General features: G+C 63.9%; 14 protein-coding genes. 13 read left to right on the forward strand and 1 reads right to left on the reverse strand.

Features of this window, described 5'->3' with window-relative positions:
• The first annotated feature begins 7 nt into the window (after positions 1-7).
• The 13 genes from bamA (at position 8) to ACN5W5_RS03780 (ending at position 13,875) form a co-directional block, all read left to right on the forward strand.
• Complete coding sequence (bamA, locus tag ACN5W5_RS03720; RefSeq protein WP_420047221.1) at positions 8-2,308, forward strand: outer membrane protein assembly factor BamA; 2,301 nt, start codon at positions 8-10, stop codon at positions 2,306-2,308.
• Positions 2,308-2,826 (forward strand): OmpH family outer membrane protein, encoded by a 519-nt coding sequence (locus tag ACN5W5_RS03725; RefSeq protein WP_177134993.1) that lies wholly within the window; start codon positions 2,308-2,310, stop codon positions 2,824-2,826. Before bamA ends, ACN5W5_RS03725 begins: the two co-directional genes overlap by 1 nt.
• A gap of 18 nt (positions 2,827-2,844) precedes the next feature.
• Entirely contained in the window at positions 2,845-3,897 is a 1,053-nt protein-coding gene (lpxD, locus tag ACN5W5_RS03730) for a UDP-3-O-(3-hydroxymyristoyl)glucosamine N-acyltransferase (RefSeq protein ID WP_420047222.1), read from the forward strand.
• Positions 3,894-4,334: a 3-hydroxyacyl-ACP dehydratase FabZ gene (gene fabZ / locus ACN5W5_RS03735; RefSeq protein WP_177134989.1), complete on the forward strand. Its 441-nt coding sequence runs from the start codon at positions 3,894-3,896 to the stop codon at positions 4,332-4,334. Before lpxD ends, fabZ begins: the two co-directional genes overlap by 4 nt.
• A 19-nt stretch (positions 4,335-4,353) precedes the next feature.
• Positions 4,354-5,142, forward strand: a complete 789-nt coding sequence (gene lpxA / locus ACN5W5_RS03740) for an acyl-ACP--UDP-N-acetylglucosamine O-acyltransferase (RefSeq protein WP_420047223.1) — start codon at positions 4,354-4,356, stop codon at positions 5,140-5,142.
• A 19-nt stretch (positions 5,143-5,161) separates the two neighbouring features.
• Positions 5,162-6,307 (forward strand): lipid-A-disaccharide synthase, encoded by a 1,146-nt coding sequence (gene lpxB, locus ACN5W5_RS03745; protein WP_420047224.1) that lies wholly within the window; start codon positions 5,162-5,164, stop codon positions 6,305-6,307.
• On the forward strand, positions 6,279-6,914 hold the full coding sequence (gene rnhB, locus ACN5W5_RS03750) for a ribonuclease HII (RefSeq protein WP_420047225.1): 636 nt from the start codon (positions 6,279-6,281) through the stop codon (positions 6,912-6,914). Before lpxB ends, rnhB begins: the two co-directional genes overlap by 29 nt.
• Entirely contained in the window at positions 6,911-7,678 is a 768-nt protein-coding gene (locus ACN5W5_RS03755) for a TrmH family RNA methyltransferase (protein ID WP_420047226.1), read from the forward strand. Before rnhB ends, ACN5W5_RS03755 begins: the two co-directional genes overlap by 4 nt.
• Before the next feature lie 265 nt (positions 7,679-7,943).
• Positions 7,944-9,104 (forward strand): glutamine-hydrolyzing carbamoyl-phosphate synthase small subunit, encoded by a 1,161-nt coding sequence (gene carA, locus ACN5W5_RS03760; protein WP_420047227.1) that lies wholly within the window; start codon positions 7,944-7,946, stop codon positions 9,102-9,104.
• A gap of 19 nt (positions 9,105-9,123) precedes the next feature.
• Positions 9,124-9,486: a hypothetical protein gene (locus ACN5W5_RS03765; RefSeq protein ID WP_177134980.1), complete on the forward strand. Its 363-nt coding sequence runs from the start codon at positions 9,124-9,126 to the stop codon at positions 9,484-9,486.
• A gap of 30 nt (positions 9,487-9,516) precedes the next feature.
• The gene (gene carB / locus ACN5W5_RS03770; protein WP_420047228.1) at positions 9,517-12,792 is read left to right on the forward strand and encodes a carbamoyl-phosphate synthase large subunit; all 3,276 of its coding nucleotides are present in this window, start codon (positions 9,517-9,519) and stop codon (positions 12,790-12,792) included.
• Between the two features lie 142 nt (positions 12,793-12,934).
• Positions 12,935-13,411 (forward strand): transcription elongation factor GreA, encoded by a 477-nt coding sequence (gene greA / locus ACN5W5_RS03775; RefSeq protein ID WP_226466402.1) that lies wholly within the window; start codon positions 12,935-12,937, stop codon positions 13,409-13,411.
• Complete coding sequence (locus ACN5W5_RS03780) at positions 13,411-13,875, forward strand: DUF4149 domain-containing protein (RefSeq protein WP_420047229.1); 465 nt, start codon at positions 13,411-13,413, stop codon at positions 13,873-13,875. Before greA ends, ACN5W5_RS03780 begins: the two co-directional genes overlap by 1 nt.
• Before the next feature lie 105 nt (positions 13,876-13,980).
• Here the strand turns inward: ACN5W5_RS03780 and folD are convergent, their stop codons facing one another.
• Entirely contained in the window at positions 13,981-14,829 is an 849-nt protein-coding gene (gene folD / locus ACN5W5_RS03785; RefSeq protein ID WP_420047230.1) for a bifunctional methylenetetrahydrofolate dehydrogenase/methenyltetrahydrofolate cyclohydrolase FolD, read from the reverse strand.
• Between the last annotated feature and the right edge of the window lie 8 nt (positions 14,830-14,837).

Genomic DNA, 14,837 nt, shown 5'->3' on the forward strand with positions numbered 1-14,837 from the left:
TATCCTCATGAAAATAATCACAAACAGACTGCGTGGCTTGTCGTTCACTGCGGCAGCGTCCCTTTTGCTGACGGCCTTGCCCGCATGGGCGGTGGACCCGTTCACCCTGCGCGACATCCGCGTCGAGGGCCTGCAGCGTGTGGAGCCCGGCACCGTGTTCGCCTCGTTGCCGTTCCGGATCGGCGAGCAGTACAACGACGAAAAGGGCTCTACGGCGATCCGCTCGCTGTTTGGTCTGGGCCTTTTCAGCGACGTTCGCCTGCAGGTCAACGGTGATGTGCTGGTGGTGATCGTCGAAGAACGGCCCACGGTGGCCGACGTGAGCTTCTCTGGCATCAAGGAGTTTGACGCCGAGGTGCTCAAGAAGTCCCTGCGCGACGTCGGTCTGGCCGAAGGACGGCCTTATGACAAGGCGTTGGCCGATCGTGCCGAGCAGGAACTCAAGCGCCAGTACATCAACCGCAGCATGTACGCCGCTCAGGTCGCCACCACGGTCACACCGGGCGAGCGCAACCGCGTCAACCTGAACTTCAGCGTGATCGAGGGCGATGTGGCCAAGATCAAGGACATCCGCATCGTCGGCAACCAGGCCTTCAGCGAGGCCACCCTGCGCAACCTGTTTGATCTGGATACCGGTGGCTGGCTGAGCTGGTACACCAAGTCCGACCGCTATTCGCGCGCCAAGCTCAATGCCGACCTCGAGAACCTGCGTTCGCATTACCTGACACGTGGCTACCTGGAGTTCCGGGTCGACTCGACCCAGGTGGCCATCTCGCCCGACAAGCAAGACATGTCGGTCACCATCAACATCACCGAAGGCAATCGCTTTGTGGTGTCGTCGGTGGCCTTGCAGGGTGAGTACCTGGGCAAGGAGGAAGAGTTCAAGTCGCTCGTCAGCCTGAAGGTGGGCGAGGCCTACAACGCCGAAGACGTGAGCCGCACGGTCAAGGCGTTCACCGACTACTTTGGTGGGTTTGGCTACGCTTTCGCACAAGTCGAAGCCGCGCCCGAGATCGACCGCGTCAACAACCGGGTGGCGTTCGTGTTGCGCGCCCAGCCGTCGCGCCGCGTCTATGTGCGCCGCATCAATGTGGAAGGCAACAACCGCACGCGCGACGAAGTCATTCGCCGGGAGTTCCGTCAGCTCGAATCGGCCTGGTACGACAGCGACCGCATCCGCCTGTCGCGCGACCGGGTGGACCGCCTGGGCTTTTTCACTGAGGTCGGAATCGATACCGAACCTGTGCCCGGCACCAATGACCAGGTGGACCTGACGGTGAGCGTCGCAGAGAAGCCCACCGGCAACCTGTCCATCGGTGCTGGTTATTCCCAGGCTGACAAGCTGTCATTCCTGGCCAGCATCAAGCAGGAGAACGTGTTCGGCAGCGGCAACTACCTGGGGCTGGACCTCAACACCAGTGAGTTCAACCGTCAGTTCGTGCTGAGCACCACCAATCCGTATTTCACGGCGGACGGCATTTCCCGCACCTTCGACCTGTATTACAAGACCACGCGTCCCTACGATGCCCAAGGTGGTGACTACGAGATTTCCACTCCGGGCGTCGGTGTTCGCTTCGGGGTGCCATTCACCGAACGCGACACGGTCTACTTCGGTTTGGGTGCCGAGCGCGTGAAGGTCGATGAAGGCGATCAATTGCCCGAAGCCTACCGTGGCCAGGGCGGAACCTACCTGCCGGCCACCATTGGTTGGGCCCGCGACGAGCGCGACAGTGCGCTCGTGCCGTCCGACGGCCGTTTGCAGCGTTTCAACACCGAATTTGGTGTGGGCAGCGATAAACGCTATGTCAAGCTGAGCTACCAGTTCCAGCAATATATTCCCTTGACCCGCCAATACACGCTGGCCTTCAACACCGAGCTGGGTGTCGGCAAGGGCATGGGTGGCGAGCCGTTTCCGGTGTTGCGCAACTTCTACGGCGGCGGCCTTGGTTCGGTTCGTGGCTTCGAGCAGGGCACCCTGGGCCCCACGTCGGCGGTCATCGGATCCACCACGGGTGAGACTGTCAACATCGGTGGCGCGCGCAATTTCGTGGCCAATCTGGAGTTCATCGCACCCTTCCCGGGCGCGGGCAACGACCGCACCTTGCGCTGGTTCGGCTTTGTCGACGTGGGCAATGTGTTTGGTGAATCGCAGAAAGTGGACTTCGGCGAAATGCGGGCCTCCGTTGGTGTGGGCCTGAGCTGGATCTCGCCCATCGGCCCTCTGCGTTTTGCCTATGCCAACCCTGTGCGCAAGTTCGACGGGGATAGAATCCAGAAATTCCAGTTTCAGATCGGAACGTCCTTTTGATGAACAAGTTTCCTCGGCTTTTTTTGCACGGGTTGCTATCGGTTTTTCTGATGGCGGCCGCAGGGTCGTCTGTGTCGGCTCAGGAAGTTCGGATCGGCGCTGTCAACCTGGACTCGATTGTCCGAGACTCGGCGTTGGCCAAATCCCTGACGGCAAAACTGGAACAGGATTTCTCACCGCGTGAAAAAGAGATCCAGGCCCTCGGTGTTCAGCTGAAAAGTTCTTCTGAAAAGTTCGAACGCGAAGCACCGACGCTGCCCGAGGCGCAGCGGATCACCCGCCAGCGTCAGCTGGTGGAGCAGGATCGTGAATTCCAGCGCAAGCAGCGAGAGTTCCAGGAAGATCTGGCCCTCCGGAAGAGTGAAGCCCTTCAACAAGTGGTTGATCGGGCCAATCGCGCGCTCAAGAAGGTCGCCGAGGCTGAAAAATACGACCTGATCATTCAGGACGCGGCCTATATCAACCCGAAGCTCGACATCACGGCCAAGGTGATTGATGCTTTGAACAGCGCCAAATAAGGCGCTGGGGGTTTGACGGTGTCGAGATCCCTGGGGTCTATTGTTGAGGCCCTGGGTGGTCAGTTGCAGGGCGATGCCCAGGCGCTCATCCAGCGCCTCGCACCTTTGTCCACGGCGGGCACGCACGACCTCGCGTTCGTGGCGCAGGCCCGATACGCCAGCCAGATCGAGAACACCCGCGCATCGGCGCTGATCGTTCCACCGGCATTGCAGTCCGTAGCCGCTCTTCGTGGTGCCTGTATCGTGACGGACGATCCCTACCTCTACTTTGCCCGCCTGACCCAATGGTGGCGCGCGCAGCACGAGCCCCGACGCGAACCCCGGATCGATCCACTGGCCAGCATCCACCCCGACGCCTTGATCGGCGAGGGGGTGGACATTGCCGCTTTCGTGACCGTCGGACCCGGTGCCCGGATCGGCGCTGGAACGCGTCTGGGTTCGCACACGGTGATCGGCGCGGGCGCCATGGTCGGTGCGCAGTCATTGCTGCACCCGCGTGTCACCCTGGGCGAACGTTGCAGCGTGGGTGAACGCTGTGTATTGCATTCGGGTGTGGTGATCGGTGCCGATGGATTTGGGTTTGCCCCTCACAAAGGTCAGTGGGTCAAGATCGAGCAACTGGGCGCGGTGCGCATCGGCAACGATGTCGAGATCGGCGCCAACACCTGCATCGACCGTGGTGCACTGGATGACACCGTCATCGAAGATGGCGTCAAGCTCGACAACCTGATCCAGATCGGCCACAACGTGCACATCGGGGCACACTCGGCCATGGCCGGTTGTGTGGGGGTGGCGGGCAGCGCCACCATTGGCGCCCACTGCACCGTGGGTGGTGGTGCGGTGGTGCTGGGGCATCTGACCCTGGCCGATGGCGTGAACATCTCGGCGGCTTCCGTGGTGACGCGCTCCATTTCCAGGCCTGGCCACTACACCGGCATGTTTCCCATCGACGACAATGCGAGCTGGGAAAAGAACGCCGCCTCCCTCAAACAACTCAACCGCCTGCGCGAACGGCTCAAGGCCGTGGAGCAGGCCATCGAACAAGCTACCCAAGTGACGCCCAAGCCATGATGGACATCCACCAGATTCTCAAGAAGTTGCCACACCGTTATCCGTTCCTGCTGGTGGACCGTGTGCTCGAACTCGAACCGGGCAAGCGCATCAAGGCGCTGAAGAACGTGACCATGAACGAGCCCTTTTTTGAAGGGCACTTTCCGCACCGGCCCGTGATGCCCGGTGTGCTCATGCTCGAAGCCATGGCACAGGCAGCCGCCTTGCTGGCCTTCGAGGTGGTGGGCTCGGTCCCCGATGAAAAGTCGGTCTATTACTTCGCCGGCATTGACGCTGCGCGCTTCAAGCGCCCGGTTGAACCGGGCGACCAGCTGATCATGGACGTGACGCTGGAGCGCATGAAGGCCGGCATCTTCAAGTTCAAGGGTGTGTGCACCGTGGACGGCAAGATGGTCTGCGAAGCCGAACTGATGTGCACCATGCGCACCGTCGCCTGATCGCAGCGGAGATCAGCTCGTGACACAGATTCATGCCACGGCGCTGGTGGACCCGGCGGCCGAGATCGATGGCACGGTCAGCATCGGTCCTTACACCGTCATCGGCCCACATGTGAAGATCGGTGCGGGCACCACGGTGGGCGCGCATTGCGTTATCGAAGGGCGCACCACCATCGGCAGGGACAACCGCATTTTCCAGTTCAACTCGCTCGGTGCGGTCCCGCAGGACAAAAAGTACGCGGGTGAACCCACCGAGCTGACCATTGGCGACCGCAACACCATCCGCGAGTTCTGCACCTTCAACCTGGGTGTGCCCGGTGCGGGTGGCGTGACCAGCGTGGGCAATGACAACTGGATCATGGCCTACACCCACATCGCCCACGACTGCCACGTCGACAACCACACGACCCTGGCGAACAACACCACGCTGGCCGGGCATGTGCACCTGGCCGACTGGGTCACGGTGGGCGGCCTCACCGGCATCCACCAGTTCGTGTCGGTGGGCGCGCACGCCATGATCGGTTTTGCCAGCGCGGTGTCGCAGGATGTGCCGCCTTTCATGCTGGTGGATGGCAATCCGCTGGCGGTGCGTGGCTTCAACGTCGTGGGTCTGCGTCGCCGCGGATTCTCTCCCGAGCGGGTTGCCGCCGTGAAACAGATGCACAAGCTGCTGTACCGCCAGGGCCTCACCCTGGAGCAGTCGCGCAGTGGCATCGAGGCGTTGGCGAGCGACATGCCCGAGGCCGCCCCCGATGTGGACATGATGAACCGCTTTCTCGCCTCAGCGACCCGCGGCATCGCCCGCTGACGGTTTGCCGTTCCCATCCATGGAAGCAGGGCAACGCCGGTTTGCGATGGTGGCTGGCGAGACGTCCGGCGATCTGCTCGCCGGCCTGCTGTTGCAGAGCATGCGCCAGCGCTGGCCCGATCTGGTGGCCGCAGGCATTGGCGGCCCGCGCATGGTCGAGCAAGGGTTTGACGCCTGGTGGCCGAGCGACCAACTGGCCGTGCGGGGCTACCTGGAGGTGCTGCCCAAGCTGCTGGGTATTCTGCGTATCCGTAAACGCTTGCGCGAGCGCCTGCTGGCACAGCCGCCAGCGCTGTTCATCGGCGTGGACGCGCCCGATTTCAATTTTGGACTGGAAGCCGACCTCAAGGTCGCGGGCGTGCGCACCGTGCATTTCGTCTGCCCCTCTTTCTGGGCCTGGCGGCCTGAGAAGATCGAAAAGGTGCGGCGCGGGGCCGATCATGTGCTGTGCATTTTTCCATTTGAGCCGGCCCTGCTGGCCGAACACGACATCGCTGCCACTTATGTGGGCCATCCGATCGCGCACGTGATCCCCATGGTGCCCGATCGTGCCGCCGCCCGGCGCCAGCTGGGCTTGCACGACGAGGACTGCGTGGTGGCGATTCTCCCGGGCAGCCGGGTCTCGGAAGTGCAGTACCTGGCCGAGCGGTTTTTTACGGCCGCGGTCGCGATGCTCAAGACCCGGCCAGGGCTTCGTTTTGTCGTGCCGGTGGTGCCGGCGCTGCGCGAACGCATCGCCCACTGGGCGGCAGCCAGTGGTCTGGGCGACGCGCTGATCCTCGTTGAGGGTCAGTCGCACGCCGTGCTGGCCGCCTGCGATGTCACGCTGATCGCCAGCGGTACCGCCACACTGGAAGCCGCGCTGTTCAAGCGGCCGATGGTGATCGCCTACAACATGAACCGCCTGTCCTGGCACATCATGCGCCGCAAACAGCTGCAGCCCTGGGTGGGTCTGCCGAACATCCTGTGCGGCGAATTCGTCGTGCCCGAGCTGCTGCAGGACGCGGCAACGCCCGAGGCACTGGCCCGCGCCACGCTGGACTGGCTGGACGCTCCCGACAAAGTCACCGCCTTGCAGGCGCGGTTCGCTGAATTGCATCAAACCTTGCACCGCGACACCGCCCAACTCGCCACCGATGCGATCGAAAAAGTTCTTCAAAGCTGAACAGGCCTCCCTGGTCTGGGACGTGCCCGGTCTGGTGGCCGGCGTGGACGAGGCCGGGCGTGGCCCACTGGCCGGCCCGGTGGTGGCCGCGGCCGTGATCCTGGACGAACGCAAACCCATCAAGGGCCTGGCCGACTCCAAGCAGCTCACAGCCAATCGGCGCGAAAAGCTCTACGACGAAATCCGCGCCAAGGCGCTGTGTTGCAGCATCGCGATGGCCTCGGTGGAAGAGATCGACCGCCTGAACATCCTGCAAGCGACGATGCTCGCGATGCAGCGCGCGGTGCAGGGGTTGCGCCTCAAGCCGAACAAGGTGTTGGTGGACGGCAACCGCCTGCCGGCGCTGGACGTGTTGGCAGAAGCCATAGTGTCTGGTGACGCGCTGGTGCCCGCCATTTCGGCGGCGTCGATCCTCGCCAAAGTCACCCGCGACCGCCTGCTGGAGGAGCTGCATCTGCAGCACCCGGCTTACGGATTCGATCGCCACAAAGGTTATGGAACGGTGTTCCACCTGCAGGCGCTGCAAACCCACGGCGCCTTGCCCGAACACCGCCGCTCCTTTGCACCGGTCGCGCGTGTGCTGGCCGGCGCTCAAGCCAAGCCATGAACGCTCCCACCACCATCACCTCGCGCGACAACCCGCTGCTCAAGCGCCTGCGTGTACTCGCACAGGACAACGCTGCCTACCGCAAGCAGGGCCAGGTCTGGCTGGAGGGCGATCACCTCTGCCGTGCACTGCTGGCCCGGGGCAACCGGCCGACCACCGCCGTTTTTTCCGAGACGTTCTGGCCCCTGGCGCCGCACGACCTGCGCGATGCGGCGGACCACATCGTCACCGTTCCTGATGCGCTGATGGCCGGCATCAGTGGTCTCGAATCGCCGGCGGGTGTGGGTTTTGTCTGGGATCTGCCCAGAGCGGCTGCGCTGCAGGGCGGTGCCGCAGCGGTGGTGCTGGACCGGTTGCAGGATGCGGGCAATGTCGGCTCCATCCTGCGCAGCGCAGCGGCCATGGGCTTTGCCCAGGTGTTGGCGCTCAAGGGCACGTCGGCGCTGTGGTCACCCAAGGTGCTGCGCGCCGGCATGGGCGCGCACTTTGGCCTGCATCTGGTGGAAGGGCTGTCGGTGGGCGATCTGGCCGGACTGTCGGTACCGCTGCTGGTGACCAGCTCGCACCAGGGCGATTTCCTGCACCAGGCCCGGTTGCCCTGGCCCTGTGCCTGGGTGCTCGGGCACGAAGGGCAGGGCGTGAGCCCGGCCCTGGAAGCGCTCGCAACGCAAAAGGTGCGTATCGCCCAGCCGGGTGGCGAAGAGTCGCTCAACGTGGCGGCGGCGGCGGCGATCTGCCTGCACGCCAGCGCGGCCGGGCGCTGAAACCGGGTTACCCGCCTGCACGGGCCCTGAAACATGCCCGTTTTCGGGGCGTGGTGAGTCGGATCGCAGAGGGTGAGCGGCTATAATTCCGGGGTTTACCCGCAATCGACGCAACCCGCTGCGTCCGCCCCGGCTTCCTGCCCAGGTTCCCCGTCCTTTCCCCCGGCTGCGACCCGTTCGCGGCGCTCCGGGAGCGGGCGCGAATCTTCCCCGGTTGATTCCCATGGCGGGCGCGGTTGCGTCCAAAAAATCTCTGGAGAAAACCGTGCTTCCCGTCCATCCGAAAGCCCTTCTCGCGCTCGCCGACGGCACGGTCTTTACAGGCATTTCCATCGGTGCAACCGGCCAGACTTCGGGCGAAGTGGTGTTCAACACCTCGCTCACCGGCTACCAGGAAATCCTGACCGATCCGAGCTATTGCCAGCAAATCGTCACGTTGACCTACCCACACATCGGCAACACCGGTGTGAACCGTGAAGACGTGGAGGCCTCGCGCATCCACGCCGCTGGCCTGATCATCAAAGACCTGCCCCTGCTCGCGTCCAACTTCCGCAGCACCGAGACCCTGTCCGAATACCTGCAGCGCGAAGGCACCGTCGCCATCGCCGACCTGGACACGCGCGCGCTCACGCGCCGCCTGCGCACCCACGGCGCGCAGAACGGCTGCATCGTGGCGCTGGCCGCTGGTGAAGCCCTGACCGAGGCGCACCGCGCCCAGGCGATCGCTGCCGCCAAGGCCGCGCCCAACATGGCGGGCCAGGATCTGGCCAAGGTCGTGTCGGCCGAAGCGCCCTACGCCTGGACGCAAACCGAGTGGCAACTCGGCTTCGGCTACGGCGAGCAGATCGCGCCGAAGTTCCACGTCGTCGCCTACGACTTCGGTGTCAAGCACAACATCCTGCGCATGCTGGCCCAGCGCGGCTGCAAGATCACCGTGGTGCCGGCGCAGACGCCCGCGGCCGACGTGTTCAAGCTCAAGCCCAGTGGCGTGTTCCTGTCCAACGGACCCGGCGACCCGGAGCCCTGCGACTACGCCATCGCCGCCACGCGCGAGATCATCGACAGCGGTGTGCCCACGTTCGGCATCTGCCTCGGGCACCAGATCATGGCACTGGCCAGTGGTGCCAGGACCTTCAAGATGAAGTTCGGCCACCACGGCGCCAACCACCCGGTGAAAGATCTGGACAACGGCCGCGTGAGCATCACCAGCCAGAACCACGGTTTTGCGGTGGACGAGAAGAACCTGCCGGACAACCTGCGCGCCACGCACGTGAGCCTGTTCGACGGTACGCTGCAGGGCCTGGCCCGCACCGACAAGCCAGCGTTCTGCTTCCAGGGACACCCGGAAGCCTCGCCGGGCCCGCACGACATTGGCTACCTGTTCGACCGGTTCGTTGCGCTCATGCAAGACCGCATGCCCGCCTGATTCCCACCAAGGTCATTCAATGAAGCTCTTCAGTTTTCCGGTGTTTGCGGTGGAGAAGGCGGTTGCCAAGCGCATGCTCACGCTGGAAGCGCCGCACAAGGACTGGTTTGCCCAGCGCTGGGCGCAGAAGCCTTATCGCAAGGCCTTCGTGGAGAACAAGGCCATGCCGCTGGTGACGCTGCTGGCCAAGGGCAAGACCTGGGACGACGAGACCTTCAACACCGAAATGACCGCCTGGGACGCACTGTTCTACCCGGCCGAAATCGAGGTGTTGCGTCCGATGATCGAAGGCGACGGCCTGCTGCAACTGATGCAGAAAAACGTGCCTGCCGAACGCGTGCAGGCGCTGCTGAACAAACTGGAAACCCAGCGCCAGTCCTGAACGGACCGCGCAACGACACACAAGCGAACCATGCCCAAAAGAACAGACATCCAGACCGTCCTCATCATCGGCGCCGGCCCGATCATCATCGGCCAGGCCTGTGAGTTCGACTACTCCGGCGTGCAGGCCTGCAAGGCGCTGCGCGAAGAGGGCTACAAGGTCGTGCTGATCAACAGCAACCCCGCCACGATCATGACCGACCCGGCCACGGCCGACGTCACTTACATCGAACCCATCACCTGGCAGACCGTCGAAAAAATCATTGCCAAGGAACGTCCGCTGACCGCCGGGGGCTTCGCGATCCTGCCGACCATGGGCGGCCAGACCGCGCTGAACTGTGCACTCGACCTCTGGCACCACGGCGTGCTGGAAAAGTACGACGTTGAGCTGATCGGCGCCACACCCGAAGCCATCGACAAGGCAGAAGACCGCCTGAAGTTCAAGGACGCCATGACCAAGATCGGTCTGGGCTCCGCGCGTTCGGGCATCGCCCACAGCATGGACGAGGCCTGGGGCGTGCAGAAGACCGTGGGCTTCCCGGTCGTGATCCGCCCCAGCTTCACGCTCGGCGGTACCGGGGGCGGCATCGCCTACAACCCGGAAGAGTTCGAAACCATCTGCAAGCGCGGTCTGGAAGCCTCGCCCACCAACGAGCTGCTGATTGAAGAATCGCTGCTCGGGTGGAAAGAGTACGAGATGGAAGTGGTGCGCGACAAGGCGGACAACTGCATCATCATCTGCTCGATCGAGAACCTCGACCCGATGGGCGTGCACACCGGTGACTCGATCACCGTGGCCCCGGCCCAGACCCTGACCGACAAGGAATACCAGATCTTGCGCAACGCCTCGCTGGCCGTGCTGCGCGAGATCGGTGTGGACACCGGCGGCTCCAATGTGCAGTTCTCCATCAACCCGGCCGATGGTCGTATGGTGGTGATCGAGATGAACCCGCGCGTTTCGCGTTCGTCGGCGCTGGCCTCCAAGGCCACGGGTTTCCCGATTGCCAAGGTCGCGGCCAAGCTGGCCGTGGGCTACACGCTGGACGAGCTGCGCAACGAAATCACCGGCGGCGCCACGCCGGCCAGCTTCGAGCCGAGCATCGACTACGTGGTGACCAAGATCCCGCGTTTCGCGTTCGAAAAATTCCCCACCGCCGACAGCCGCCTGACCACGCAGATGAAGTCGGTCGGTGAAGTGATGGCCATGGGCCGCACCTTCCAGGAGTCGTTCCAGAAAGCCCTGCGCGGCCTGGAAGTGGGCGTGGACGGCATGAACGAAAAGACCCAGGACCGCGAAACGCTGGAACGCGAGTTGGGCGAACCTGGTCCCGAGCGCATCTGGTACGTGGGCGACGCGTTTGCCGCCGGGTGGACGCTGGACGAGGTGCACCAGTTCACCAAGATCGACAAGTGGTTCCTGGTACAGATCGAGGAGATCGTGAAGATCGAGCTCCAGCTGGAACAAACCAGCCTGGACGCCATCGACGCCGATACGCTGCGCGGCCTGAAGAAAAAGGGCTTCTCGGACCGCCGCCTGGCCAAGCTGCTCAAGACCACCGACGCCGCCGTGCGCGCGCGCCGCATTTCGCAGAACATCCGCCCGGTCTACAAGCGCGTGGACACCTGCGCCGCCGAGTTTTCGACCGACACCGCTTACCTGTACTCCACCTACGAAGGCAACGGAGACGGTGAGTGCGAAGCCGAGCCAACGAACAACAAGAAGATCATGGTGCTGGGCGGTGGCCCCAACCGCATCGGCCAGGGCATCGAGTTCGACTACTGCTGCGTGCACGCGGCGCTCGCCATGCGCGAAGACGGGTACGAGACCATCATGGTCAACTGCAACCCGGAAACCGTGTCCACCGACTACGACACCAGCGACCGCCTGTACTTCGAGCCGCTGACGCTGGAAGACGTGCTGGAGATCGTGGACAAGGAAAAGCCCACCGGCGTGATCGTGCAGTACGGCGGCCAGACGCCCTTGAAGCTCGCGCTCGGCCTGGAGGCTGCGGGTGTGCCCATCATCGGCACCAGCCCCGACATGATCGACGCGGCCGAAGACCGTGAGCGCTTTCAGAAGCTGCTGCACGAGCTGAATCTGCGCCAGCCACCGAACGCCACGGCGCGCGCCGAACCCGAGGCGCTGGAAAAGGCCGCCGCCCTGGGCTATCCGCTGGTGGTGCGTCCGAGTTATGTGCTGGGTGGCCGCGCGATGGAGATCGTGCACGAGCAGCGCGACCTGGAGCGCTACATGCGTGAAGCGGTCAAGGTGAGCAACGATTCGCCGGTGCTGCTGGACCGATTCCTGAACGACGCCATCGAGTGCGACGTGGACGCGATCCGCGATCACACCGGCCGCGTCTTCATCGGCGGTGTCATGGAACACATCGAGCAGGCGGGTGTGCACAGTGGCGACTCAGCGTGTTCGCTGCCACCTTATTACCTGAAGCAGGCCACGATCGACGAACTCAAGCGCCAGACCGCGGCCATGGCACAAGGCCTGAACGTGATCGGGCTCATGAACGTGCAGTTCGCCATCCAGGAAGTGGATGGCCAGGACGTGATCTACGTGCTGGAAGTCAACCCGCGCGCCTCGCGCACGGTGCCTTTTGTCTCCAAGGCCACCGGCATCCAGCTGGCCAAGGTGGCCGCGCGCTGCATGGCCGGCCAGTCGCTGGACGCACAGGGCATCGGCGCCGAGGTGAGCCCGCCATACTTCAGCGTCAAGGAAGCCGTGTTCCCGTTCGTCAAGTTCCCGGGCGTGGACACGATTCTCGGCCCCGAGATGAAATCCACCGGCGAGGTCATGGGTGTGGGCAAGACCTTTGGCGAAGCCTTCGTGAAGAGCCAGCTCGGCGCCGGCACCAATTTGCCGCGGCCCAAAAAGGCCGATGGCAGCCCGTCTGGCAAGGTGTTCCTGACCGTGAAGAACGGCGACAAACCGCGCGCGGTGGAAATCGCGCGTGCGCTGGTGGCTCTGGGCTTTGAACTGGTGGCCACGCGTGGCACCGCTGCCGCCATTGCAGCAGCGGGCGTGCCGGTGGTCACGGTCAACAAGGTCACCGAAGGCCGCCCGCACATCGTGGACATGATCAAGAACGGCGACATCAGCCTGGTCATCAACACGGTGGAAGAGCGCCGCAACGCGATCGCCGATTCGCGCGCGATCCGCACCTCGTCGCTGCTGGCCCGTGTGACCACTTTCACCACCATCTTCGGCGCCGAAGCGGCTGTCGAGGGCATGAAGTACATGGACAGCCTGGGCGTGATTTCGGTGCAGGAGATGCACGCGCAACTGACCGCCTGACACCGGGGTCATCCCGGTTGATTCCCGGATGCCCACCGGGGCATAATGACACCTCATACCGCCGACCGGCAACGCTCGGCGGTTTCCTTTTGTACCTTGCGGGCCGCCGTGCCCGTTTTTGCCGAGACCCTGGAGCGTTCACATGTCCACCTTTCCGATCACCAAACGCGGCTCAGAAAAGCTCAAGGAAGAGTTGCAGCGGCTGAAGACCGTGGACCGCCCCTGGGTGATCAACGCGATCGCGGAGGCGCGGGCCCAGGGCGACCTGAGTGAAAACGCCGAATACGACGCGGCAAAAGATCGCCAGGGCTTCATCGAAGGCCGGATCGCCGAAATCGAGAGCAAGCTGTCGACGGCCCAGATCATCGATCCGACGACCGTGGACGCTGGTGGCCGCGTGGTGTTTGGGGCGACGGTGGACCTGGAAGATGTGTCCAATGGCGCGGCCCTGACCTACCAGATCGTGGGCGAAGACGAGGCCGACCTCAAACTCGGCCTGGTCAACATTGGCAGCCCGATCGCACGCGCGATGATTGGCAAGGAAGAGGGCGACACCGCCGAAGTCCAGACCCCGGGTGGCACGCGCCGCTTTGAAATCGTGGCCGTGCGCTACGCCTGATGCCCATGCAGCGGCTGGCGGTGTTCATCGCAGCGCTCTGGTGGGGCGGCATCTCGGGCCTGAGCTTTGTGGCCGTGCCCACACTCTTCGCCAGCCTGGGCAGTCCCGCTGTGGCCGGTCCCGTGGCTGCGAAGCTGTTTTCCCTGCAATGCTGGGCTGGACTGGGTCTCGGTCTGGCGTTGTTGCTGATCCTGCGCCGCCAACGCTCGATGGGCCACTTGCCGCTGCCGGGTGAGTCCGTGGATCCGGCGAAGCTGCTGGTCATGCAGCGCGTGCTGGCCACCATGGGCTTCGTGCTGGCGGCCATGTTGCTGGCCTTGCTGCAAGAGTTCGGCGTGGCGCAGAAGATCGTGACGGCCCGTGCCACCGGCGGCGACCTGCGCCTGTGGCACAGCCTGGGCACGCTGATGGTGCTGGGGCAGTGGCTGTGTGCTGGCGCGGTGCTCTGGCGAACAGCTAAGTAACCCCCCGCGCCGCCTGCGGCGTCACCCCCCAAGGGGCCGCACTGGTGGCCCGGCCAAGCCGGTTCCGCGGTGCCCTGGGCTTAAGCCCTATCGCGCCGGAGAGGCTTACTTCGTCCGTTCAGCCGATTCCAGGGTATTGACCATCAGCATCGTGATGGTCATGGGGCCGACACCACCGGGCACCGGGGTGATGTAGCCCGCCACTTCCTTGACGCGCTCGAAATCCACGTCGCCGCAGAGCCTGCCTTCGTCGTCGCGGTTCATGCCCACGTCGAGCACCACGGCACCGGGCTTGACCATGTCGGCGGTCAGCACGTTGCGTTTGCCCACCGCGGCGACGATCACGTCGGCCTGCAGCGTCATGGCTTTGAGGTCTTTCGTGCCGCTGTGGCAGATGGTCACGGTGGCGTTCTGTTGCAGCAGCATCATGGCCATGGGCTTGCCCACGGTGTTGCTGCGCCCGATCACGACCGCATTTTTGCCTTTGAGGTCGTAGCGGATCGATTCCAGCATCTTCATGCAGCCATACGGTGTGCAGGAGCGAAAGCCGGGCAGGCCTGTCATGAGTTCGCCTGCACTTTGCACGGAATAGCCATCGACATCCTTGGCCGTGGAAACTGCCTCGATCACCTTGTGTGGGTCAAGGTGTTTGGGCAAGGGCATCTGGACCAAGATGCCATGGATCCCTGGGTCGTTGTTCAGGGCTTCGATCCGCGCGAGCAAATGGGCTTCGCTCATGTCTGCTCCATACCTTTCCAGCACCGAATGCATGCCCGTGTCTTCGCATGCCTTGACCTTGTTGCGCACATACACCTGGCTGGCGGGGTCATCGCCCACCAGGATAACGGCCAGCCCGGGTGTGATGCCTTTGGCCTTGAGGGCGGTCACGCGCGCGGCGACATCGGCGCGCAGTTGGCGGGAGAGGGCGTTGCCGTCGATCAGTTGAGCGGTCATGGCGTTGG

The organism is Hydrogenophaga sp. ZJX-1 (assembly GCF_048590325.1).
Classification (GTDB): domain Bacteria; phylum Pseudomonadota; class Gammaproteobacteria; order Burkholderiales; family Burkholderiaceae_C; genus Hydrogenophaga.